Origin of the sequence: Hydrogenophaga sp. (genome assembly GCF_965657535.1) — a bacterium.
GTDB lineage: Bacteria > Pseudomonadota > Gammaproteobacteria > Burkholderiales > Burkholderiaceae_C > Hydrogenophaga.
On record NZ_CBFHOP010000003.1, the window covers coordinates 290,862 to 313,900 of the forward strand.

The window sequence follows — 23,039 nt, forward strand, 5'->3', positions numbered from 1 at the left end:
ATTGAAAAGGGTTGAAAGGCGTGGATTATTCCAGCCAATGGGTGAAACTGGCCACGGTCTCGCGCGGCGTGTGAAAACCGTTGACCGGATCGGCAGGATCGGCGTAACCCAGCGCCATGCCGCAGACCAGCATTTCGCTCTCGCCCGCGCCGATGTGCGGCAGAATGATTTTGGCAAAGCCGTTCCAGGCCGCTTGGGGGCAGGTGTGCAGGCCGTGGCCGCGTGCGGCGACCATGATGTTTTGCAAGAACATGCCGTAGTCCACCAGCGAACCCCGGCCCATCACCCGGTCCAGCGTGAACATGAGGCCCACCGGCGCGTCAAAAAAACGGTAGTTGCGCTGGTGCTGTGCATGCATTTTGTCCTTGTCGCCCTTGGTGATGCCCAGCAGACCGTACAGGCTCCAGCCGTTTTCACGCCGACGGTCGATGTAGGGGCTGACCCACTTTTCCGGGTAATAGTCGTATTCCTCGCGGTACTGCTCAGCCAGCGACGGGTCGGCACGCATGGCGTCGTGGGCGGCGCACACCTTGTCGACCAGTGTGTCGCGGCTGGCGCCCTGCAACACATACACCTTCCAGGGCTGGGTGTTGGTGCCCGACGGTGCACGGCTGGCCACTTGCAAGATGTGCTCCAGCGTGGCACGCGGCACGTGCTGCGGCAAAAAAGCACGGGCCGACATGCGGCTGGTGATGGCTGCATCCACGCTGGCGGCGTCGATCACGGTCGTGACAACAGGGTTTTGGGTCATCGCAAGGTCTCCAGGGTTTTTTTCAGGGTTTCGGGCAAAGGCACCGGGCGGCGCGTCTCCCGGTCGACATACACGTGCACAAAATGGCCACAGGCGGCGGCGGTGTCGCTGGCTTCGGCAAACAAGCCCACCTCGTAGCGCACGCTGGATGTGCCCAAGTGGGCCACTCGCAGGCCGGCATGCACGGTTTGCGGAAAAGCCAGCGGCGCAAAGTAATTGCACTGGGTCTCAATCACCAGCCCGATCACCGGGCCAGTGTGAATGTCTAGCGCGCCTTGCTCGATCAGGTGGGCGTTGACCGCCGTGTCAAACCAGCTGTAGTACACCACGTTGTTCACGTGGCCATAGACGTCGTTGTCGGCCCAGCGGGTGCCAATGCTGCGAAACACGCGGTAGTGGCTGCGCGGGTGGGCTTTCGGGCGGGCGGTGGGTGCGGCGTGGCTCATGGCGCGGCATTGTGCCAGTGCGCGGTAGGGCCGGCTGTCGCCTGCGCAGGCTGCTGGGCCTGCCAGCGCTGGTGGTAGCCCAACGCGGTGCGGTAGGTGTGCATTTGCACCTGCACGGTGGTTTCCATGTCGTGACCGTAGCCACCGGCCATGGCGAAGGCCAGCGGCACCCGGCGCTGCCAGGCCCAGTCCATCACGCGGCGGTCGCGTGCCTCCATGCCGTCGTAGCTGAGTTTCAGGCGCCCCAGGCGGTCGCCCTCGTGGGGATCGGCACCGGCCAGGTAAATCACCAGCCCGGGCTCGAAGCGCTGAGCCAGTTCATCCAGCGCACGCTCGAGTGCTTCCATATAAAAAGCATCGTCGCAGCCATCGGGAAGCTCCACGTCCAGGTCGCTCGGCTCTTTGCGAAAGGGAAAGTTTTTGGCCCCATGCAGCGACAGCGTAAACACCGAGGCATCGTGGGCAAAAATGCGCGCAGTGCCGTTGCCCTGGTGCACATCCAGGTCCACGATGGCCACCTGCAATGGCCCACGCGCCCGGTGACTGCGGGCGTGTTCGGCCTGCATGAGCCGGGCGGCCACCGCGGCGTCGTTGAACACACAAAAGCCGCTGCCTTTGTCTGCATAGGCGTGGTGGGTGCCACCAGCCAGGTTGGCTGCCAGGCCTGCACCGCCCATGGCACTGCGGCAGGCCTGCAGCGTAGCCCCCACCGATCGGCGTGCCCGCTCGGCCATGGCAGAGCTCCAGGGAAAGCCAATCTCGCGCTGGCCTGCGGCGCCCAGCGTGCCCTGCGCCACCGCGGCGATGTAGCCGGGCGTGTGCACCAGGGCCAGCTCGCCATCGCTCGCGGCCAAGGCCTCGTGCATCTGCACCTGGGGCAGCTCGGCGCTCAGGCGTTCGCGCAAGCGGGCGTACTTGGCCATGGGAAAGCGGTGCCCTTCTGGCAAAGGCAACACGAAATGATCGGCGTAGAAAGCGTGCACGGGCGGGGAAGCTGGAATGAAAGAAGCGACCGATTGTGTCAACCCTTTGAAACCAGGGCAGCGAGACCCGGTTTTAGAAGGCGACACCTAATATGCTGCAGCGCAACAAAAAATACTTGCACGGTTTGGGGTAATCCCTATAATCGAGCCCATGTTGCAGCGCAGCAAAGCGAACAATAACAAAAGCGTACAGACAGCGCAAAGTTCCCAGCAGCCTTCAGCTAAACCTTATTTCAAAGTTTAGGAGTATGAATATGTTGACCGCAGAACAAATCGTTGCAGCCCAAAAAGCCAACATCGAGACCATTTTTGGTCTGACCCAAAAAGCATTCGAAGGCGTGGAAAAGCTGGTCGAACTCAACGTGCAAGCCACCAAGGCGGCCCTGTCCGAGTCTGCCAACAGCACCCAGGCCATGCTGAGCGTGAAAGACGCCCAGGAACTGCTGACGCTGCAAGCCAGCCTGATGCAGCCTTTGGCCGAGAAAACCGTGGCCTACAGCCGCCACCTGTACGACATCGCTTCGGGCACCAGCGCCGAATTCGGCAAGGCCGCTGAAGCCCAGGCCACCGACGCACAGAAGAAATTCATGTCGGTGGTGGACAACGCTTCCAAGAACGCACCAGCTGGTTCCGAAACCGCCGTGGCCGTGATGAAGAGCGCCGTGTCTGCCGCCAACAACGCCATGGAATCGGTTCAGAAGGCTGTCAAGCAAGCCACCGAAATGGCCGAAGCCAACTTCAACAGCGTGACCTCGTCGGCTGTGAACGCATCGAAGACGGTTGCCAAGAAGCGCTGAATTGAGCTGCCTTGGTGTGGCTGATCTGGCTGTTTGACTTCGGTCAATGCGCTGATACTGGATCCACTGCACCATGCGCTTGACCTCAAAAGGCGGCGCTTGGACACCAAGACTGTTTTTTCTGGTTGTCTCCTCGGGTCCTTTTCGAAATTCGATTTCATCGGACCCCTTAAGCCCTCGCTGCAAAGCGGGGGCTTTTTTTATGTGTTGCCAGCGGCTACAGCGGCCGTAGCTTGGCCAGCTCGGCCCGCAAACGGGGCATGGCAGCCTGCATCGCCGCCCGGCCGGCCTCAATGGAGCGCTGCCGTGCCGTGAAGTCGGCGCTGCCCACACCCGACAAGGCGGGCCGCAACACCACTTCTGCACTGGCCAGTTCGTGGCGGTTGATCGTCTGCCCCATGATGGCCGTGGTTTGCAGCAGCAACCTCAGCAGCCCGCTGGCGTCGTTGCCTTGTGGGTCGCTCGAAATGTCCACGGCCAACACCACTTCCGCCCCCATGGCACGCGCATGGCTCACCGGCACGGGTGCCACCAGACCGCCATCCACATAGTCGCGACCCGAAATATTGACCGGGGTAAACACCCCCGGCACAGCGCTGGAGGCCCGCACGGCCTGCGCCGCGTCCCCGCGGCGAAACAGCACACCGTGCCCTGTGCTCAGGTCGGTCGCCAAAATACCCAACGGCAGGGTCATGTTTTCAATCAGGCGACCGTCCACCGCTTGCCGCACATAGCGCGCCAGCGCCTCGCCGCGCAGCATGCCGCGCCCCATGATGGGCAAGGACCAGTCGGTCAGGGTGGCCTCCTCCATCGCCATGGCCACACGCTCCAGCTCGGCCGCATTTTTGCCACTGGCGTACAAGGTGGCCACCAGGCTGCCGGCTGACGTGCCCACGACCGCATGGGGCCGAATGCCGTGCTGCTCCAGCACCTGAATAACACCCACATGCGCAAAGCCCCGCGCAGCACCGCCGCCCAGCGCCAGGCCCAGCCTAGGCGGCCGCAGGGCGGGCGCCGCCACTACCGGCGGGGGGCTCTCGGCACCTTCGCCACTGGGCGGTAACTCGGGCGCCGTCCTGGGCAATCCAGAACACCCGGTCAGCGCCAGTACGAAGCAGGCATTGATCCAGATCAACTTTTTCTTAGTGAGAATAATTCGCGTTTGTGTTATCATCACATCCAGTCTAGTCGTATCCGCTGGGCCGATTGTTTCAAGTGTTCAGCGGGTGTTTGGTCATCTATCGAAGGCTTTCACATGCACACCCTCATCAAGCTTCCTATTGTCATCGCCACCGCCGTTGCCGCGCTCGCCGTTCAGTCGCAAGCCGTGGCCCAGGAAAAGGTGCTCAACCTCTATTCGGCCCGCCACTACCAGACCGACGAGGTGATGTACGACACCTTCACCAAGACCACCGGCATCAAGATCAACCGGGTGGACGCTGACGACGCGGGCATCGTGGCCCGCCTGCGCGCCGAAGGCGCCGCCTCGCCAGCCGACGTGATCTTGCTGGTGGACGCCGCCCGCATGGCCTCAGCCGACAGCCTGGGTTTGTTTCAGCCCATCAAGTCGGCCAAGCTGGACGCGGCCATTCCGGCCAACCTGCGCGCCACCCCCACCGCCGAGGGCGTCACCTGGACCGGCTTCTCCACCCGCGCCCGCGTGATCATTTACGACCCACTGCGCGTGAAAGCCGCAGACGTGGCCACCTACGACCAGCTGGCTGACCCCAAGCTCAAGGGCATGGTGTGCACCCGCTCGGGCTCGCATCCGTACAACCTCTCGCTGTTTGCCACCGTGGTCGAGCGCCTGGGCGATGCCGAGGGTGAGAAATGGCTCAAGGGCGTGGTGGACAACATGGCCCGCGCGCCCAAGGGTGGCGACACGGACCAAGTCAAGGCCGTGGCTTCCGGCGAGTGCGGTGTGGCGCTGAGCAACACCTACTACGTGGCCCGCCTGTTGAAGTCCACCAAACCCGAGGACCGCGCGGTGATGGAAAAAGTACGCATCGTCTTCCCCAACCAGGGCACCAGCGGGACGCACGTCAACATTGCAGGCGCCGCCGTGGCCAAGCACGCCAAGAACCGCGACAACGCCATCCAGTTCATGGAATTCCTGTCCAGCCCGTTTGCGCAAGACTACTTTGCCAACGGCAACAACGAGTTCCCCGCAGTCAAAGGCCTGAAGATCGCCAACCCCGCCATCAAGGCCATGGGCGGCGACACCTTCAAGGCCGAAACCATTCCATTGGGCGTGGTGGCGAAAAACATGACCAAGGTGCAACAGATGCTGGACCGCGTGGGGTACAAATAAACCCACCCCGCGGCGCACCTTCGGTGCGCCACCCCCTCAAGGGGCGGCTCCGACGGCCCGGCGAAGCCGGTTCCGCTGTGCGCTGTTGCAAAGGCATCGCTTGCCGGTCCATCATCTGCTGGTGCACCCGCTGTTCAATAAAAGTGCCCGCACACGCGGGCATTTTTGTGCCGCATAATTGACGTTTACGTCAACGTCAATCACCCAACGAGGAGCATCACATGGACATCGCAGGCAAGGTATTTATCGTCACCGGCGGCGCATCGGGTCTGGGCGAAGGCACGGCGCGCATGCTGGCGGCCCATGGTGGCACGGTCGTCATCGCCGACATGCAGGTCGAAAAAGGCGACGCCGTGGCCAAGGACATTGGCGGCGCATTCGTGAAATGCGACGTCAGCAACGAGGCCGATGGCCAGGCTGTGGTGGCCCAGGCAACGTCCATGGGCAAGCTCATGGGCCTGATCAACTGCGCGGGCATTGCCCCCGCTGAAAAAACCGTGGGCAAAAATGGCCCACACAATCTGGGCCTGTACACCAAGACCATCATGGTCAACTTGGTAGGCAGCTTCAACATGATCCGCCTGGCAGCCGACGCCATGTGCAAAAACGAGCCTGAAGCCACCGGCGAACGCGGTGTGCTGATTTCCACCGCCAGCGTGGCGGCCTACGATGGACAGATTGGCCAGGCGGCCTACGCAGCTTCCAAAGGCGGCGTGGTGGGCATGACACTGCCAATCGCCCGCGACCTGTCCCGCAATGGCATCCGCAACATGACCATCGCCCCCGGCATCTTCGGCACACCTATGCTGTTTGGCATGCCCCAAGAAGTGCAAGACGCGCTGGCCGCCAGCGTGCCCTTCCCCAGCCGCCTGGGTACCCCCGCAGACTACGCCAAGCTGGCCAAGCACATCATTGAAAACGACATGCTCAACGGCGAAGTGATCCGCCTGGACGGCGCCATTCGCCTCGCACCGCGCTGAAAGTGCAAGCCGGTCGGGACGGCATTGAGCCGCCCGTTGAACGCCGAACACCCTCGCGGTAAGCAACCTGCCCTTGCGTGGCGGCGGGCCTTGGCCTTGAACTGGCGGCCACCCACAGCCACAGTGGCCCGCTTGACCAGGCCACGCTCGCGCGCCAGATGCACCACCTGCACACACAACGCGGCATTGCCTGCAGGTGCAGTGCCCAAAAGTTCAACCACCACGGCGTAAAGGGCTCGGCGAGAGGGCTGGGTATGCGGCTCGCCTCTGGCGTGCCTGGCATGAACGGCGCTCAGGTCCAGGCGTGCGGCGCTGTCACGTTGGCTGAAAACCTCCGTTACCGCAGCAAAACCAAGCACAAGGGTTTTCACCCATCGGCGCACCCGAAGATGTGAACTATATTGCAGGTCACGCTATGCAAAACAATCGAAAACTCAAAATCCTGGTTGGCACCATGACCAACACCGCCGAATACGTCGCTCAAGCCATTGAGATGGATTGTGAGGATTTGGTGGGCACCATTGAAGTGCACCTGATGGACGGGTTGGACATCAGCGCTTTTGACGAGGATGCACTATATGTCATCTGCACGTCCACCTATGGTGCCGGCGACGTGCCCGATAACGCCAAGGCGTTGTACGAATCGTTGGCTTTGGCGCCCCGGTTCCTGGGCTCCGTGCGGTATGGCGTGATCGCACTGGGCGACAGCGCTTACCCGCAAACTTTCTGCAACGGTGGACAGCGCTTTGACGAGCGACTGAGCGACCTGGGTGCGGTACGCATCGGTGATGTGTTCAAACACGACGCCTCTGCGGGCACCGAACCGGAGGCGGAAGGCGTGGCCTGGTGCCGAAACTGGTTGCCGCTTGCATGGGCAACCCATTGAGTCGTCCCGTGTGGCACGCTGGCATACACCGTTTTTTAACTGTCAATACTTTAGGTATGAAGTACGGGTAATTCACTATCCCCAAACGCATCCGACACGCCTACATTGACCCGCTAACCGACAACCCCAACCAGGAGACTGACCATGACCACCCGCCGACTTGTTCTTACCCGCAGCGCTGCCGTGATAGGTGCCGCGTCCACCGGACTGCTGCTGCCACAAATCGTGCGTGCCCAGTCCGACAAACTGCGCGTCGGCTTCATGCTGCCGTACACCGGCACCTTTGCACAACTGGGCGTGGCCATTGAAAACGGCTTTCGCATGGCCTTGAACGAGCAAGGCGGCAAGCTCGGTGGGCGTGAAATTGAATTCTTCAAAGTGGACGACGAATCCAACCCCGCCAAGGGCATCGAGAACGCCACCCGCCTGGTGCAGCGCGACAAGGTGGACGTGCTGGTGGGCACGGTGCATTCGGGCGTGCAGATGGGTATTCACAAGGTGGCACGCGACACCGGTGTGCTCAACCTGATCCCCAATGCCGGCGTGCATGTGGCCACGCGCGCCCAATGTTCGCCCAACGTGTTTCGCACATCGTTCTCCAACTCCCAGCCCACGCTGGCGCTGGGCAAGGCCATGGTGGACCGCGGCCACAAGAAAGCTGTGTGGATCACCTGGAACTACGCTGCAGGCGATGAGGCTTATGAGGGGTTTGAGAAAAGCTACACCGAAGCCGGTGGCACCATCGTCAAAAAACTCGGTTTGCCCTTCCCCAACGTGGAATTCCAGGCCCTTCTGACCGAGATTGCCTCGCTCAAGCCCGACGCCGTGGCCTGCTTCTTCGCGGGTGGTGGCGCGGCCAAATTCATACGCGACTTCCACGCCGCCGGTTTGAGCAAAAACATCCAGCTCTATGGCTCGGGCTTCCTGACCGAGGGTGTGCTGGAAGCCGCTGGGCCCGCCGCCGACGGCGTGTTGACCACCATGCACTACAGCGATTCGCTGGACACGCCGCGCAACAAGCAGTTTCGACTGGAATATGCCAAGGCCTTCCGCATGCAGCCCGACGTGTACGCGGTGCAAGGCTACGACACCGGTTTGCTGCTCATCAAAGGCGCCAACGCGGTCAAGGGCGACCTGTCGAACAAGAAGGCGTTGTACGCTGCCATGGAAGGCGCTGTCATCGACAGCCCGCGCGGCAAATGGACCATGAGCCCGGCCCACAACCCGATTCAGGACATGTACCTGCGCCAAGTGGCCAACAAAGAAAACAAAGTGCTTGGCATTGCGGCCAAAGCGGTGGCCGATCCGGCCACCGGCTGCCGCATGGGCTAAGCCTCCTACCGCAGATGCAACCCACGAACAGGCCTCGCAAAGGCCTGTTTGGAGGGTATCTTTTGCCCTTTTTCGAGCCCGTTGCCCCCTTATGGATTTCGCCAACTTTCTGATTCAGTTGCTCAACAGCCTGCAATACGGCTTGTTGCTGTTCATGCTGGCGGCAGGCCTCACACTGATCTTCGGGATCATGGGCGTGGTGAACCTGGCGCATGGCAGCTTCTATATGTTGGGTGCCTACATGGCCTGGTTTCTGGCGGCCCAGTTTGACAGTCTGGTGCTGGCCATTCTGGTGGGCACGGTGATCGCCGTGGCCCTGGGCTGGGCGCTGGAATGGCTGCTGTTTCGCCATTTTTACCACCGTGACCACCTCGACCAGGTGCTGCTCACCTTCGGCCTGATCTACATCTTTGAAGAAGTGCGTTCCATTCTGTGGGGTGACGACGTGCATGCCGTGCAGGTGCCCGAACTGGTGAATTGGTCGATTCCGCTGACCGAAAACCTCTCGTACCCCATTTACCGGCTGGTGATTTCAGCCGTGTGTGTGGGCCTGGCGCTGGGCCTGTACCTGCTCATTTCTAAAACCCGCTTGGGCATGAAAATTCGCGCCGGCGCTTTCAACCGGGAAATGACCGAAGCGCTGGGTATCAACATCCGCTTGATTCACGGTGTGGTGTTTGCACTGGGCGTGGCGCTGGCCGCCATCGCCGGCATGATCGCCTCGCCCATCGCCAGCGTGTACCCCGGCATGGGCAGCTCGGTGCTGATCATGTGCTTCGTGGTGGTGGTGATTGGTGGCATTGGTTCGGTGCGCGGCGCCCTGGTGGCCGCCCTGCTGGTGGGCCTGGTGGATACCTTTGGCAAGGTACTGGTGCCGCAAATTGCCGGCATGGCCGTCTACATGCTCATGGCCGGCGTGCTGCTCTACAAGCCCGAAGGCTTGTTCAAACAATGATGACCCACCTATGAGTTCCCCCAAAGCCACCCTCGAACTGTTGCCCAAGAGCGTGCAGGTGTTGCTGGGTACCGGCGCCCTGGCCCTGGCTGCATTCCCGTTTGTGCCGGTAGAAGGCAGCGACTTCTATTTGCAAATGCTCTCGCAAATGATGATCTTGGCCATCTTTGCCATGAGCCTCGATTTGCTGCAGGGCGTTACCGGCATGGTCTCGCTGGGCCATGCCGCCTACTTTGGCCTGGCGGGCTATGCCCTGGCGTTCTTGACGCCTGCTGACACGCCGATCAGCCTGTGGTGGGCACTGCCTGTATCGGCGCTGGGCGCTGGTCTGGCCGCGCTGGTCATTGGTTTCTTCGTGGTGCGCACCCACGGCATCTACTTCATCATGGTCACCATGGCATTCGCGCAGATGGTGTTCTTCCTGTTTTTTGACAACAAAGCCTTGGGCGGCTCGGACGGCCTTTACGTGAACTTCCGGCCCGACGCGACGCTTTTGGGCTGGACCGGCATTGACCTGGACAACAAGACCACCTTCTACTACTTCACGCTGGCGTTGCTGGTGCTGGTCTATGCGTTTTTACGGCGTTTGCTGTTTTCGCCGTTTGGCCGTGTGCTTTCGGGCATCCGGGTGAACGAGCACCGCATGCGCGCCGTGGGTTACGGCACCTTCGGCTACAAGCTGGCCGCCTTCACCCTGGCGGGTTCGCTGGCGGGTGTGGCGGGCTTTCTGTGGGCGGCACAAACCGGCTACGTGAACCCCGAACTGATGGGTTTTCACATGAGTGCGCACGCCATCATGATGGTGATTTTGGGCGGCATGGGCAACTTTGCCGGCGCCATCGTGGGCGCCTTTGCGTTCGAATACGTCATGCATTTCTTCAAAGACCTGACCAAACACTGGCAACTGCTCATGGGTGGTTTCATTGTGCTGGTGGTGGTGCTGGCGCCGCGTGGCCTGCTGGGTCTGGGCGAGCGTCTGCTGGGCAAGAAAGAACACTGAAGCCATGTCCGAACTGCTGCTCTCAGCCCAACACCTCACCAAACGCTTCGGCGGTCTGGCTGCGGTCAATGACGTGTCGGTCGATCTGTTTCGCGACCGCATCCACGCGGTGATTGGCCCCAACGGTGCGGGCAAATCGACCCTGACCAACCTGCTCTCGGGCGACCTGCCACCCACGTCGGGGCGCATCACGCTCAATGGTGTGGAAACCGCAGGCCAAAGCCCTGAGCGCATTTCGCGCCTGGGCCTGGGCCGCAGCTACCAGAAGACCAATATTTTTCTGCCCTTCACCGTGTGGGACAACGTGCGGCTGGCCGCGCAGTCCAGCGAACGCCACTCGCCCTGGAACCCCCTGCGCTGGCTGGGCCGCGCCGACCAATTGCGCGCGGTGAACCAGCGCTGCGAACGCGCGCTGGAGCTCGCGGGTCTCACCCACCGCGGTCCCACGGTGGCTGGCACCATCAGCCACGGCGAACAGCGCCAGCTGGAAATTGCCATGACCCTGGCCACCGAACCCACCGTGCTGCTGCTGGACGAACCGCTGGCCGGCATGGGTCAGGCCGAAGCCGAAAGCATGGTGGCGCTGTTGCAAAAACTCAAAAAAGACCACGCGATGATGCTGGTGGAGCACGACATGGACGCCGTCTTTGCACTGGCCGACCAGCTCACCGTGATGGTGAACGGCCAAGTCATTGCCAGCGGTACGCCCGCGCAGGTGCGCGCCGACCCGCAGGTGCAGGCAGCCTACCTGGGCGAGGAGCACGCATGAGCACCACCACCGCATTGATTCAAGCCACCGCCTTGAACACCCACTACGGTGCCAGCCATATCCTGCGCGGTGTGGACTTCACCGTCGGCCAGGGCCAAACCATCGGTCTCATGGGCCGCAATGGCATGGGCAAAACCACCCTGCTCAAATCCATCATGGGCATCGTCAAACCCAGCGGTGGCAGCGTCCAGATCAAGGGCCAAACCATGACGGGTGCGTCCACCTATGAGATTGCCCGCCAGGGCCTGGCCTATGTGCCCGAAGGTCGCGGTATTTTTGGCAACCTGAGCGTGCGTGAAAACCTGGTGATGGCCGCGCGCGCCGGCACCCAGGGGCAACGCGACTGGACCTATGAGCGCGTGCTCGACACCTTCCCGCGCCTGGCCGAACGCCTGAACCACGGTGGACAGCAACTCAGCGGTGGCGAGCAGCAAATGCTCACCATCGGCCGGGCGCTGATGACCAACCCCGACGTGCTCATTCTCGATGAAGCCACCGAAGGCCTCGCCCCCTTGATTGCCCGCGAAATCTGGCGCATTTGCGGTGTCATCCGCGAAAGCGGCATCAGCAGCGTCATCGTGGACAAAAACTGGAAACACGTCACCCAAATCACCGACCGCAACGTGATTTTGGTGAAAGGTGAAGTGGCTTTTGAAGGCAGCTCGGAAGAGCTGCTGGCCAAGCCCGAACTGCTGGAGCAGTACCTGGGCGTCTGATCTGAGGACCGCTCTGCGCCGTGCGGCTTCAAAGCAGCGGTCTGAGCTCTCTTGCCGCATCCAGCAACAACGGCAACAAGTCCTTGCGCATCACCGCCGGCTCCAGTCGCTCGGGCGAGGCCACCACGTTGAGCGCCGCCACGGTTTTGCCTTGCATGTTGCGCAGCGGCACCGCCAGCGCGTGCACACCCAGCTCATGCTCTTCGCCCGCCATGGAAAAATCGTCGGTGCGCACCTGCGCCACAGTAGCGCGAAACGCCTTGTGGTCTACCGTGGTTAGCGGCGTCAAACGGGGCAGCTCACGGCCCTTGAGCCAAGCGGTGAAATCGGCCCGGGGTTTGGCTGCCAGCAGCACCCGCCCGGTGGAGGTGGCATGCACCGGCAGGCGCGCACCCAGGTGCAGTCCGTAGGCCATGAGCCGCTGGCCGCCAATGGAAGCACTTCGCGCCACGATCACCACCTCGTCGCCGTCCAGCACCACGGCAGAAAACGACTCGCGGGTGAGTGCCGCCAAACGATTCAGCGTGGGCTGCAGCAGCCTGGGCAAACGCGCGGAGGCCAGGTAGCTGCCCGAAAACCGCAGCACCTTGGCCGATAACCAGTAGTGGCTGCCGTCGGTATCCAGGTAGCCCAAGTGGGCCAACGTGAGCAAGTGGCGCCGTGCTGCCGCCCGCGTCAGGCCTGCGCGCTCTGCGGCCTGGGTGGCGTTGAGGCGCTGGCGTTCGGTGTCAAAACTCTCCAGCACCGCCATGCCTTTGGCCATGCCTTCAATGAAGTCGGCCTTGGCGATTTGAATGGGATCATTGCTCATAGTGCGCGATGATCGCACAAGATGTTCAATCACCGCGCACTAGCGTGCGTGCAGCCTTGTGTTAACGATGCGGCATTTTTAAGCTTGAACTTGTTTTTCAGCAACGGCCTGTCGGTGGCAATTGAAGCACCACAAGCCTTGACCGCTCACCCCCCACAGGAGACATGCTTCATGCGTACCCAGGTTGCCATCATCGGTGCAGGCCCCTCCGGCCTGCTGCTCGGCCAATTGCTTCATAAGGCCGGCATCGACGCCATCATCGTTGAACGCCAGAGCCCCGACTACGTGCTCGGCCGCATCCGCGCCGGCGTGCTGGAGCAGGTGGCCATCGACCTGCTGGACGAAGCCGGCGTGGGCCAGCGCATGCACACCGAGGGCCTGGTGCACAGCGGCTTTGACATGCTGTTCAACGGAGAGCGCCACCGTGTGGACCTGGAGAAGCTCACGGGTGGCAGGAAGGTCATGGTCTATGGCCAGACCGAAGTGACCCGCGACCTGATGGACGCCCGCACCGCCGCAGGCCTGCCCACGGTGTACGAAGCCGCCAATGTGCAGGTCCACGACTTCGACACCAAAACCCCAAGCGTGACCTATGAAAAAGACGGTCAGACGCACACCATCCAATGCGACTTCATTGCCGGCTGCGATGGTTTTCACGGCGTGTGCCGCGCCAGCGCACCGCGCAACGCTATCAAGGAATACGAGAAGGTGTACCCGTTTGGCTGGCTTGGCCTGCTGTCGGACACGCCGCCGGTGCACCACGAACTGATTTACGTGAACCACCCGCGCGGCTTTGCGCTGTGCTCACAACGCAGCGCCATCCGCAGCCGCTATTACCTGCAGGTGCCGCTGACCGACAAGGTGGAACAGTGGAGCGACGACGCTTTCTGGAGCGAGCTGAAACTGCGCCTGGACCCCGAAGCCGCCGCAAAGCTGGTGACCGGCCCGAGCATTGAAAAAAGCATTGCGCCGCTGCGCAGCTTTGTGACCGAGCCACTGCGCTTTGGCCGCATGTTCCTGGCGGGCGACGCCGGCCACATCGTGCCGCCCACAGGCGCCAAAGGCCTGAACCTGGCCGCCACCGATGTGAAGTACCTGTCCAACGCTTTCGTCGAGTTCTACCAAGACAAAACCGAAGCCGGCATCGACAACTATTCCGAGCGCTGCCTCAAGCGCATCTGGCGCGCTGAGCGTTTCAGCTGGTGGTTCACGTCCATCATGCACAACTTCGATGGCGAAGGCGCCATCAACAGCAAGCTGCAACAGGCCGAGCTGGACTACCTGATGCACTCGGAAGCCGGGCTGCGCACCATTGCTGAAAACTACGTGGGACTGCCGCTGAACTTTGGCGAGTGAGTGCGGCCGCGTTGCGCGTGTCACCTGCGCGCGCAACGGGGCACGACTTGGCGGTACATTGACGTATACGTCAACCCGAGCTGCCATGCCTTCAATGCCCTCCCCGATCAAACCCCTCAAACCCCTGCGCGGTGTGCGCGTGCTGAGCCTGGCGCTCAACCTGCCCGGCCCGGCGGCGCTGATGCGCCTCAAGGCCATGGGTGCCACCTGCTTGAAAGCCGAGCCCCCAGGCCCGAAGAGCGCACCCGCAGGCACCAGCGGCGATCCGATGGGGCAGTACAACCCCACTGCATACACCACGCTGCACGACGGCATCAAGGTCATCACCATCGACCTGAAGAGCGACAAAGGGCAAGCTGCGCTGCACAAGGAACTGGCCCGCACCGACCTGCTTCTTACCTCATTCCGCCCTTCGGCGCTGGCCAAGCTGGGACTGGGCTGGAAGGCCCTGCACAAGGCCTTCCCGGCGCTGTCGGTGGTGGCTATTGTGGGCGCGCCCGGGACACGCGCTGAAGAACCCGGCCACGACCTGACGTACCTGGCCGATGCGGGCCTGGTGACCGGGCTTGAACTGCCCGCCACGCTGTTTGCCGACATGGGCGGCGCACTGATGGCCAGCGCGGCTGCGCTCCAGGCCGTGCTGGCGCAGAAAACCAGCGGCAAGGGCTCGTTCCAGGAAGTGGCGTTGAGCGACGCCGCCGCCTGGCTGGCCCTGCCCCGCAGCTGGGGCCTGACGCAACCCCAGGGTGCGGTCGGTGGCGCGCACGCAGGCTACCGCGTCTACCCTTGCAAAGACGGCCGGGTGGCAGTGGCCGCACTGGAGCCGCATTTTGCAGCGGCCTTGTGCGGTGCTGCTGGCGTGGTCATGACCGGCATAGCCACGCTGTTTCAGCCCGCCACGCACGCCGCCATTGCCGCGTTCCTGGCCGGCCAGACCCGCAAGCAGCTCGACAAGCTGGGCGCAGCAAAAGACATTCCGCTGCACACCCTGGTGGACTGATAGCGGCGTCAGCGTTGGGTGGGATCGGGGAACAGCACCCGCTGATCCCACGCCGGCAGCGGCTCTGCCTGCCAGACCACGCCACCCGCGCGCAAGCGCGCCACCAGCCAAGGCGGCTGAAACGCATCGCCAGCGGGTTCAGATGTGTCTTACAGCAACGCCAGATTGGCCCGGCGCACCGCCACGCCCAAGTGGCGCACAGTGCGCGGGCGGCGCGCCACAATGCGCTCGGGCGGTACCGGGTGACCGCCCTCTTCCACCCACTGGCTCGCGCGGCCCAGCAGTTGCTGCAGATCGTCAACACACACCACCACCAGCACCACAGAGAAACCAGCTCGCCAGGCTGCGGCCATCAGATCGAGCTTGGAGGTGTGCGAAAAAACGGTTCCGCTCGCGAACGAAAGCCCCTTGACCAGACACTCAGATCGCCTGGCGTCAGCCAATGCGCGGGTCTGCAACGAGCGCGCTTGTGGATCTGCGACATGCTGAAAATGGGCCGCCTCGTGAAGGTCAGCGTTTACAAACTCCGCTGACACGGGGATCAGACCCTCTGCCACAGCCGCACGGTAGAGGGTGGATGTGCCAGCGCCGTTGGGCCCGGCCAGCAAGTAAAAAAACCGAGGCCGCCACGCCTCAAGCGGCGCGGCTGGAACCGGGCAATGCGCGGCGGTTGGCCAGCACCGTTTCACGCACAGCCTGCGCCAGACGGCCGCTTGTTTCGGCCGCCAAAAAGCGTGACTCAATGGCGTCCAGCGATTCGTCTGCGTTCCCAACCGCGCTCAGACGCGCGTCGTACAGGGCAATCGCTTCGCGCGCCTCTTGCACGGTCAGCCCGGTTTCATCGGCAATGCGCCCGAGCGTGGCCCAGTATTCAATCTGCCCGGCGACCGAACGCCGCTGTGGCTGGGCGGCTTCGCGCGCCTGCTGGACCAAGGAAGCGGACAACTTCACAGAAGCAAACGAGCTGGATGATGCGGCCATAAAAAGGACTCCTATATGGCGCATTTTGCGCCACCATGCCCCTTTCTGCAACAACGGCATAATTCGCAGCCAACAAGCCAACAGCACCAAAAAACAGCATGAGAAAACAGGGAACCGTGGTTCGGTGGAACGGCGCCAAAGCCTTCGGATTCATCAAGAGCAAGCAGACGCCAGGCGACATCTTCTTTCACATCCGCGACTTTTCGGGTAACCCAGCGCCCACCGAAGGGCTGCAGGTGGGCTTTGAAGAAATCCATGTGGGCGGCAAGGGTCCGCGGGCCATGCAGGTTCGTCCGCTAAACAGCGACGAGCGACGGGGCAACACCCGACCTCTTCACGGACCGCGCCGGACAGACCCACCGAGCAGCCACGCGCCAGCACGGGTCGGCTCAGGCAGGCGCGCGCCAACAACGGCAAGCCATGCCCAGCCGGTTGGCCCGGTGTTGGCGCTCATGCTGGTGTGGCTGGTGCTGCTGGTGGCTGGCGCATTCACCGGCCGTTTCACCTGGTTCGCGTTGCCCGCAGCACTTGGGCTGAACCTGGTGACCTCCTACACCTATTGGCAAGACAAACACGCAGCCCGCCAAGGAGCCTGGCGCATCAAAGAAGACACCCTGCACCTGCTGGGTCTGGCAGGCGGGTGGCCCGGCGCCTGGTTTGCTCACCAGATTCTTAGGCACAAATCGAGCAAACAGGCTTTTCGCGCGGTGTACTGGGCCACGGCCATCTTGAACACCGCCGCCTTGCTGGCCTGGGTGCTGCTACCCTGGTTTCAGCGCTGAACCGACTACGGTCGGCGCCTCGGCTCTGCCTGCGAAAAAAGGCTGGTGGCGGGGTTAGCCGGGTTTGCGTTTCGTGGCACCACCGGTTTGTCGAGGTGGCAAGCCCGTGTGTTGGGTCAGCATCTGGCCTTTGCGGGGCTGAACGGGTTTCGCGCCGGGCTTCACCACCGCCGCAGCCCGCTCGCTGGCTTTGCCCAGCGGGGTGCTGTTTTTGCGGCGTGCACTCTGGTAGCTGCCGCCGGTTATCGGCTGGAAGGTCGGGATCAGGTGGTGCTTGCCGTTGCCGATCAGGTCCGAACGGCCCATGGCCTTGAGGGCTTCGCGCAGCAATGGCCAGTTGTTGGCGTCGTGGTAGCGCAAAAACGCCTTGTGCAGCCGGCGGCGCTTGTCGCCGCGCACAATGTCCACCCGCTCGGCGCGCTCGGGGTCGCGGCTGATGCCCTTGAGCGGGTTCATGTTGCTGTGGTACATGGCCGTAGCGGTGGCCATAGGGCTGGGGTAGAAGGTTTGCACCTGGTCGGCGCGGAAGCCGTTTTTCTTCAGCCATAGCGCGAGGTTCATCATGTCTTCGTCGCTGGTGCCGGGGTGGGCCGCGATGAAGTACGGGATGAGGAACTGCTTCTTGCCCGCCTCTTCGCTGTACTTTTCAAACAGCTGCTTGAACTTGTCGTAGCTGCCGATGCCGGGCTTCATCATCTTGGACAGCGGCCCGCCTTCGGTGTGCTCAGGCGCGATCTTCAAGTAGCCACCCACGTGGTGCTGCACCAGTTCCTTGACGTATTCCGGGCTCTTGATAGCCAGGTCGTAGCGCAGGCCGGAGCCGATCAGGATTTTCTTGATGCCGCGCAACTCCCGCGCGCGGCGGTAGATCTTGATCAGCGGGCCGTGGTCGGTGGTGAGGTTGGAGCAGATGCCGGGGTAGACGCAGCTGGGCTTGCGGCAAGCGGCTTCAATCTCCGGGCTTTTGCAGCCCAGACGGTACATGTTGGCGGTGGGGCCGCCCAGATCGGAAATCACGCCGGTGAAGCCTTCCACCTTGTCGCGGATGTCTTCCACCTCTTTGATGATGGATTCTTCAGACCGGCTCTGGATGATGCGGCCTTCGTGCTCGGTAATGGAGCAGAAGGTGCAGCCGCCGAAGCAGCCACGCATGATATTGATACTGAAGCGGATCATTTCCCAGGCTGGGATCTTGGTCGCGCCGTCGTGTTTGCCGTGCTCGTCAGCGTAGTCGGGGTGTGGGCTGCGGGCGTAAGGCAGGTCAAACGCGTAGTCCATTTCGGCCGTGGTGAGCGGAATCGGGGGCGGGTTGATCCACACGTCGCGGGCCGTGGCACCGTCGCCATGCGCCTGCACCAGCGCGCGGGCGTTCCCGGGGTTGGTTTCCAGGTGCAACACGCGGTTGGCGTGGGCGTACAGCACCGCGTCGCTTTTCACCTGCTCGTAGCTGGGCAGGCGGATCACGCTGCGGTCGCGCGCGGGCGCCTTGCGCTTGCTCACCAGGGCCGGGTTGGGCATGAAGTTCAGCGGCTTGATAGCCGGATTGGCTTCGGGTGCGCCCGAGCCGCCCTCTTCCTTGGTACACGTCTGGCCCTGGGCCTGCGCTTGCTCGCTGGTGGTCAGGTAAGGGTTGATGTGGTCTTCCACACGGCCTGGCATGTCCACATCGGACGAATCAATTTCGATCCAGCCGTCGGCCGTGGGGTCTCCAGGGCGGCGCACAAACGCGGTGCCGCGCACGTCGGTGATCTGGGCGATGGGCTCGCGCGCGGCGATACGGTGCGCCACTTCCACCAGGGCGCGCTCGGCGTTGCCGTACAGCAGCAGGTCGCATTTGGCGTCTACCACGATGCTGCGGCGCACCTTGTCGCTCCAGTAGTCATAGTGGGCAATACGGCGCAGGCTGCCTTCGATGCCACCCAAAATAATCGGCACATCTTTATAGGCTTCGCGGCAACGCTGGCTGTAGACGATGGCCGCCCGGTCCGGGCGCTTGCCGCCCACGTCACCGGGGGTGTAGGCGTCGTCACTGCGAATTTTCCGATCCGCCGTGTAGCGGTTGATCATGGAATCCATGTTGCCCGCGGTCACGCCCCAGAACAGGTTGGGTTTGCCCAGCGCCTTGAACGGCTCGGCGCTCTGCCAGTCGGGCTGCGCAATGATGCCGACCCGAAAACCCTGGGCTTCGAGCACCCGGCCAATCACCGCCATCCCAAAGCTGGGGTGGTCCACGTAGGCATCGCCCGTCACCAAGATGATGTCGCACGAGTCCCAGCCCAGGCGCTCCATTTCGGTGCGGCTCATGGGCAAAAACGGCGCCACCCCGAACCGCTTGGCCCAGTAAGGGCGGTAGCTGGTGATCGGCTTGGCAGCGCGCGCGAAAAAGGAGACGTCGACGGGGGCGTTCATGGTGCGGGTGAAAAGTGACCGGGAAGTGTACGGTTTTAGCCCCCACACAGGAAACCAAGGGTTAAGGGCGCGGGCGCGATTGTCCAGTCGCCAGCCACTTCCATGCGCGCGCCAACCCCGAGCCAGGCCGGTTACACCTGGATGCACAAGCAACCAAGGCTTTACCCAGCGTCTTGCGTTGGCTCAATGGGCGTCAAAACCACCGTTCCAAAATAGATCACGTGAAGATACCGCATGGGGTATTCAATTCCCCGGACATATGCTCGGCATGCTTCTCGGAAAAATTTCCATTTTTTATCAAGGAGTCGTTATGAAAAAGCACATCTGGATCAATGCGCTGGCGCTGACTGTTTCACTGACTGGCGTCGGCATGGTGACCGCTCAGGATCAACAAAAAACGCAAGACCAACTCAAAACCCAGGATCAGCTGCGTGATCAGGAACGTATCTACGCCCACGAATTGATGACCGATGCCGAACGCGCGGCTTACCGCGAGCGCATTCGGAATGCCAAAACCACGCAGGAGCGTGAACGAATCAGGGAGGAGCACCGCGTTCAAATGGACGCGCGTGCCAAGGAACGCGGTGTGGTGATCATGCACGGAGGCCCGGGTGCCATGGGTGGCATGGGCGGTGCCGGTGGTGGGGCGGGCGGGCGCAACTAACAGTCCGTTCTATGGCTGACGGTCAAAAGAGTGCATCTGCGAATACCCGGGGCACACGCCGATGGAGCCATCCAACGCCGTACGCCATACCCCATACGCAATGAAGAAAGGGACATATCAATGAAACACCGTACATCGATCAAAACCATCTTGACCCTGCTGACAGTGAGCGCGCTGGGCACGGTTCTGGCGCAAGACATGAACCGCACCCGCACAGAGGAGTCGCTACGCGCACAGCAGCAATTGCAGCTGCAGCTCCAGGAACAGAACCAAATCTATGGTTACGAGTTCATGAGCCAGGCAGAACGCAACACCTACATGGAACGCCTGCGCCAGGCCAACACCGAAGAGGAGCGCAACCGCATTCGCAACGAGCACCGCGAGCGCATGGATTTGCGCAAGCGCGCGCTGAATGGTGTGGGCAACCTGGGGGCGGGTGGCGGCACAGGCCCTGGAATGGGTGGCAAATCGCCTGTAATCATTCCCGGCCCCAAGGGCGGTGGCCGTCACTAGATGCCTCGCACGCGCCTGCGATTGCGCGGGCCGACGGCTGGTCGCACGCGGTCAGCCGTTTTTCGTTTCTGGCCCAAAACGGCAACACCCGCAACCAGGCGTGGCGTGCATCTCGTTACCCCTCTTACGGTACCAACCAGAATGTAAGCCACGTGGCTATTAGCATGACTGCTTAACTTTTTTTAGGAGCTGGCATGGCACTGCACTTTGGCAAACGAGAACCCGAAACCATCAAACCCCTGAACGCGGGCGTGACGCCGCAGCGCTACGGTGGCCTGAACGCCGGCGCGGCCACGCAGACGGCGGCGCCGGTGGCGGCCGAGCCAGCGCACGCGCTCGCGGCCGACACCTCGGCCAGCGGCACCCAGCCCGAAGGCGGCAGCAAGCTCACGGTAGGCCCCAACATCAAGCTCAAAGGTGTTGAGATCACCGACTGCGACACCCTGGTGGTGGAAGGCATGGTGGAGGCCACCATGGACTCGCGCGTGATCCAGATCGCCCAGCAAGGGGCGTTCAAGGGCTCAGCCGAAATCGACATTGCCGAGATCCGGGGCTTGTTCGACGGCAGCCTCACCGTGCGTCAGAAGCTGGTGATCTACGCCACGGGCAAGGTCACTGGACAAATCCGCTACGGCAAGGTGGTGATCGAAGAAGGTGGCCAGCTATCCGGCGACATTGAGTGCACGGTGAACGCTGTGACCAAGACCGCCAGCAAACCGGCCATGGCGCTGGCGGCCTGATGGGCTGAGCGTCTTTTCTGCATGAACCGTGTGCCGGCCGGCTTGTGCCGGCACACGGTTTGCCCGGTATTTGCCCAGCCCTGGCGGCACCGTTATCCTCAAGGGCATGTACGCCGGTTATTTCGGTCTTAAACAGGCCCCCTTTTCCATTGCCCCGGACCCGCACTACCTCTTCATGAGCGAGCGCCACCGAGAAGCGCTGGCGCACCTGTTGTACGGCATTGAAGGCGGCGGTGGTTTTGTGTTGCTCAGTGGCGAAATTGGCGCGGGCAAAACCACCATCTGCCGCTGCTTTTTGGAACAGCTCCCGAAGCACTGCAACGTTGCCTACATTTTCAATCCCAAGCTCACCGTAGGCGACCTGCTCAAGACGATTTGCCATGAGTTTCAGGTCACGGTTGCGCACGAGGGCGTGGGGCCAGCCACGATCAAAGACCATCTGGACCCGCTGAACGACTACCTGCTGCGCAGCCATGCGGCGGGGCAGCACAACCTGTTGATCATCGACGAGGCACAAAACCTCACACCCCATGTGCTGGAGCAGCTGCGCTTGCTGACCAACCTGGAAACCAGCGAACGCAAGCTGCTGCAGATCATCTTGATTGGCCAACCCGAACTGCGCCAGATGCTGGCCCAGCCCGAGATGGAACAGCTGGCTCAGCGCGTGATCGCGCGGTTTCACCTGGGTGCGCTCACCGAAGCCGAGTCGCGCCAATACATTCAGCACCGCATGGGTGTGGCGGGCTTGCAGGGCCCCCTGCCGTTTTCAGACGACGCGCTGCGCCGCGTTCATGCGCTCGCGCGTGGCGTGCCGCGCCGCATCAACCTTTTGTGCGACCGCGCCCTGCTGGGCGCCTATGCCACCGGACAAGCACGGGTAGAGCGCGCGGTGGTGGACAAGGCAGCGGCCGAGGTGTTTGAGCCAGACGCGCAGGCACCCGCCCACGGCACGGCCAGCACCCAAGCCCTGGGGCAGCGCTTGGGCACACTGGCGCTGGGCGCCTTGGGTGGTGCAGCGTCCGCGGCTGCCTTGTTTTGGCTGTGGACGGCGGGCGGCATGGGGCCTGCGCCCAACCCGCCACACACGGACACCGCAGTGGCCAACACCGCGCCCGTGCTGGCCGCCCCCCCCGCCGAACCACCCCAAGCAACAACACCCCCGACCACCGAGCCAGCGCCTGCGCCGGTCGTGGCCAGCGCAGCGCTCATAGTGGCCGAACCTACCCCGGGCCAGCCTCCGGCCAAGGCCCTGTGGCGCAGCGAAGCCGCCGCGCTGCGCGAGCTGGGTCCGCTGTGGGGCACCGAACTGAGCAACACCGACCCCTGCACGAGCGCCCAACGCGAGCAGCTGCAATGCTTTCGCATCAACCGCATGACGCTGCACGGTCTGCGGCAAATGGACCGCCCTGCGGTGCTGTTGCTGCGCCTGCCTGGTCAAGGCAGTGGCTGGGTGGTGCTGAGCGCCATCACCAGCGAAACCGCCACCTTGCGCACGGCAGCAGGCCGCTGGCGCATGCCCCTCACCGCGCTGGCCGACATCTGGCGCGGTGACTACGCCACCCTGTGGCGCACACCGCCCGGGCAAGTAGGCCGCTTGCACAACGGCAACAGCGGCCCAGCCGCCGCTTGGCTGGCCGAGCAACTGCAGCGGCTGCAAGCCAGCGGCCAAATTACCCGCGATGCGACCGATGTTTCGGCGCGCATTCGGGCCTTTCAGCGCAGCCAGGGCGTGGACGGCGATGGTGTGGCAGGCCCCATGACCTTCATGCTGGTCAACCGGGCCAGTGGCGTTGAAGAACCCCGGCTGGGGCTCGACTGAGCACACCCGTCGAACCCCACCGAACCACCCCGATCCGA

At 62.8% G+C, this 23,039-nt stretch carries 24 protein-coding genes; 16 read left to right on the plus strand and 8 right to left on the minus strand.

The window, feature by feature from the left end; all coding sequences use genetic code 11:
• Positions 1–25 precede the first annotated feature (25 nt).
• From ACTG4K_RS06610 to ACTG4K_RS06620, 3 genes are read right to left on the minus strand one after another with little or no spacing between them, the layout of a single operon-like run.
• Positions 26–751 (minus strand): nitroreductase, encoded by a 726-nt coding sequence (locus tag ACTG4K_RS06610; RefSeq protein ID WP_439113392.1) that lies wholly within the window; start codon positions 749–751, stop codon positions 26–28.
• Positions 748–1,197 carry an acyl-CoA thioesterase gene (locus ACTG4K_RS06615; RefSeq protein ID WP_439113393.1) on the minus strand — a complete coding sequence of 150 codons (450 nt, stop codon included), beginning with the start codon at positions 1,195–1,197 and terminating at the stop codon, positions 748–750. Before ACTG4K_RS06615 ends, ACTG4K_RS06610 begins: the two co-directional genes overlap by 4 nt.
• Positions 1,194–2,180 (minus strand): histone deacetylase family protein, encoded by a 987-nt coding sequence (locus ACTG4K_RS06620; protein ID WP_439113394.1) that lies wholly within the window; start codon positions 2,178–2,180, stop codon positions 1,194–1,196. Before ACTG4K_RS06620 ends, ACTG4K_RS06615 begins: the two co-directional genes overlap by 4 nt.
• A 254-nt stretch (positions 2,181–2,434) precedes the next feature.
• On the opposite strand from ACTG4K_RS06620, the gene phaP reads away from it, so the two are divergent.
• Complete coding sequence (phaP, locus tag ACTG4K_RS06625; RefSeq protein WP_439113395.1) at positions 2,435–2,977, plus strand: TIGR01841 family phasin; 543 nt, start codon at positions 2,435–2,437, stop codon at positions 2,975–2,977.
• A 217-nt stretch (positions 2,978–3,194) separates the two neighbouring features.
• On the opposite strand, the gene ACTG4K_RS06630 is transcribed toward phaP, so the two are convergent.
• Positions 3,195–4,151 carry a patatin-like phospholipase family protein gene (locus tag ACTG4K_RS06630; RefSeq protein ID WP_439113396.1) on the minus strand — a complete coding sequence of 319 codons (957 nt, stop codon included), beginning with the start codon at positions 4,149–4,151 and terminating at the stop codon, positions 3,195–3,197.
• An 81-nt stretch (positions 4,152–4,232) separates the two neighbouring features.
• Here ACTG4K_RS06630 and ACTG4K_RS06635 point away from each other — a divergent pair, with 81 nt between their 5' ends.
• The 8 genes from ACTG4K_RS06635 (at position 4,233) to ACTG4K_RS06670 (ending at position 11,926) form a co-directional block, all read left to right on the plus strand.
• Entirely contained in the window at positions 4,233–5,288 is a 1,056-nt protein-coding gene (locus ACTG4K_RS06635) for an extracellular solute-binding protein (RefSeq protein WP_439113397.1), read from the plus strand.
• A 221-nt stretch (positions 5,289–5,509) separates the two neighbouring features.
• On the plus strand, positions 5,510–6,268 hold the full coding sequence (locus tag ACTG4K_RS06640; RefSeq protein ID WP_439113398.1) for a 3-hydroxyacyl-CoA dehydrogenase: 759 nt from the start codon (positions 5,510–5,512) through the stop codon (positions 6,266–6,268).
• A 415-nt stretch (positions 6,269–6,683) separates the two neighbouring features.
• Positions 6,684–7,154, plus strand: a complete 471-nt coding sequence (locus ACTG4K_RS06645) for a flavodoxin domain-containing protein (RefSeq protein WP_439113399.1) — start codon at positions 6,684–6,686, stop codon at positions 7,152–7,154.
• Between the two features lie 144 nt (positions 7,155–7,298).
• Positions 7,299–8,486, plus strand: a complete 1,188-nt coding sequence (locus ACTG4K_RS06650; protein ID WP_439113400.1) for an ABC transporter substrate-binding protein — start codon at positions 7,299–7,301, stop codon at positions 8,484–8,486.
• Positions 8,487–8,577: 91 nt separating this feature from the next.
• Entirely contained in the window at positions 8,578–9,441 is an 864-nt protein-coding gene (locus ACTG4K_RS06655; RefSeq protein WP_439113401.1) for a branched-chain amino acid ABC transporter permease, read from the plus strand.
• A gap of 10 nt (positions 9,442–9,451) precedes the next feature.
• Entirely contained in the window at positions 9,452–10,441 is a 990-nt protein-coding gene (locus tag ACTG4K_RS06660; RefSeq protein ID WP_439113402.1) for a branched-chain amino acid ABC transporter permease, read from the plus strand.
• Between the two features lie 4 nt (positions 10,442–10,445).
• The gene (locus tag ACTG4K_RS06665; protein ID WP_439113403.1) at positions 10,446–11,210 is read left to right on the plus strand and encodes an ABC transporter ATP-binding protein; all 765 of its coding nucleotides are present in this window, start codon (positions 10,446–10,448) and stop codon (positions 11,208–11,210) included.
• Positions 11,207–11,926 (plus strand): ABC transporter ATP-binding protein, encoded by a 720-nt coding sequence (locus ACTG4K_RS06670; protein ID WP_439113404.1) that lies wholly within the window; start codon positions 11,207–11,209, stop codon positions 11,924–11,926. The genes ACTG4K_RS06665 and ACTG4K_RS06670 overlap by 4 nt, the downstream gene beginning before the upstream one ends.
• Before the next feature lie 28 nt (positions 11,927–11,954).
• Here ACTG4K_RS06670 and ACTG4K_RS06675 read toward each other — a convergent pair whose 3' ends face one another.
• On the minus strand, positions 11,955–12,737 hold the full coding sequence (locus ACTG4K_RS06675) for an IclR family transcriptional regulator domain-containing protein (RefSeq protein ID WP_439113405.1): 783 nt from the start codon (positions 12,735–12,737) through the stop codon (positions 11,955–11,957).
• A gap of 171 nt (positions 12,738–12,908) precedes the next feature.
• Here ACTG4K_RS06675 and pobA point away from each other — a divergent pair, with 171 nt between their 5' ends.
• Together pobA and ACTG4K_RS06685 are read left to right on the plus strand one after the other, a co-directional pair.
• Positions 12,909–14,093, plus strand: a complete 1,185-nt coding sequence (pobA, locus tag ACTG4K_RS06680; RefSeq protein WP_439113406.1) for a 4-hydroxybenzoate 3-monooxygenase — start codon at positions 12,909–12,911, stop codon at positions 14,091–14,093.
• 85 nt (positions 14,094–14,178) lie between these two features.
• The gene (locus tag ACTG4K_RS06685) at positions 14,179–15,093 is read left to right on the plus strand and encodes a CoA transferase (RefSeq protein WP_439113407.1); all 915 of its coding nucleotides are present in this window, start codon (positions 14,179–14,181) and stop codon (positions 15,091–15,093) included.
• 149 nt (positions 15,094–15,242) lie between these two features.
• On the opposite strand, the gene ACTG4K_RS06690 is transcribed toward ACTG4K_RS06685, so the two are convergent.
• Together ACTG4K_RS06690 and ACTG4K_RS06695 are read right to left on the minus strand one after the other, a co-directional pair.
• Positions 15,243–15,446 carry a hypothetical protein gene (locus tag ACTG4K_RS06690; RefSeq protein WP_439113408.1) on the minus strand — a complete coding sequence of 68 codons (204 nt, stop codon included), beginning with the start codon at positions 15,444–15,446 and terminating at the stop codon, positions 15,243–15,245.
• A 280-nt stretch (positions 15,447–15,726) separates the two neighbouring features.
• Positions 15,727–16,074, minus strand: a complete 348-nt coding sequence (locus tag ACTG4K_RS06695; protein WP_439113409.1) for a TA system antitoxin ParD family protein — start codon at positions 16,072–16,074, stop codon at positions 15,727–15,729.
• Between the two features lie 98 nt (positions 16,075–16,172).
• On the opposite strand from ACTG4K_RS06695, the gene ACTG4K_RS06700 reads away from it, so the two are divergent.
• Complete coding sequence (locus tag ACTG4K_RS06700) at positions 16,173–16,856, plus strand: DUF1294 domain-containing protein (RefSeq protein ID WP_439113410.1); 684 nt, start codon at positions 16,173–16,175, stop codon at positions 16,854–16,856.
• 54 nt (positions 16,857–16,910) lie between these two features.
• Here ACTG4K_RS06700 and ACTG4K_RS06705 read toward each other — a convergent pair whose 3' ends face one another.
• The gene (locus ACTG4K_RS06705; RefSeq protein WP_439113411.1) at positions 16,911–19,265 is read right to left on the minus strand and encodes a YgiQ family radical SAM protein; all 2,355 of its coding nucleotides are present in this window, start codon (positions 19,263–19,265) and stop codon (positions 16,911–16,913) included.
• A 259-nt stretch (positions 19,266–19,524) separates the two neighbouring features.
• On the opposite strand from ACTG4K_RS06705, the gene ACTG4K_RS06710 reads away from it, so the two are divergent.
• From ACTG4K_RS06710 to ACTG4K_RS06725, 4 genes are all read left to right on the plus strand, one after another.
• Positions 19,525–19,929, plus strand: a complete 405-nt coding sequence (locus ACTG4K_RS06710; protein WP_439113412.1) for a hypothetical protein — start codon at positions 19,525–19,527, stop codon at positions 19,927–19,929.
• Between the two features lie 120 nt (positions 19,930–20,049).
• A complete protein-coding gene (locus ACTG4K_RS06715; protein ID WP_439113413.1) occupies positions 20,050–20,442 on the plus strand; it encodes a hypothetical protein in 393 nt (130 codons plus the stop codon).
• 194 nt (positions 20,443–20,636) lie between these two features.
• Positions 20,637–21,182 (plus strand): bactofilin family protein, encoded by a 546-nt coding sequence (locus ACTG4K_RS06720; RefSeq protein WP_439113414.1) that lies wholly within the window; start codon positions 20,637–20,639, stop codon positions 21,180–21,182.
• A 106-nt stretch (positions 21,183–21,288) separates the two neighbouring features.
• Positions 21,289–23,001, plus strand: coding sequence for an AAA family ATPase (locus ACTG4K_RS06725; RefSeq protein ID WP_439113415.1), 1,713 nt, complete (start codon positions 21,289–21,291; stop codon positions 22,999–23,001).
• The last annotated feature ends 38 nt before the right edge of the window (positions 23,002–23,039 follow it).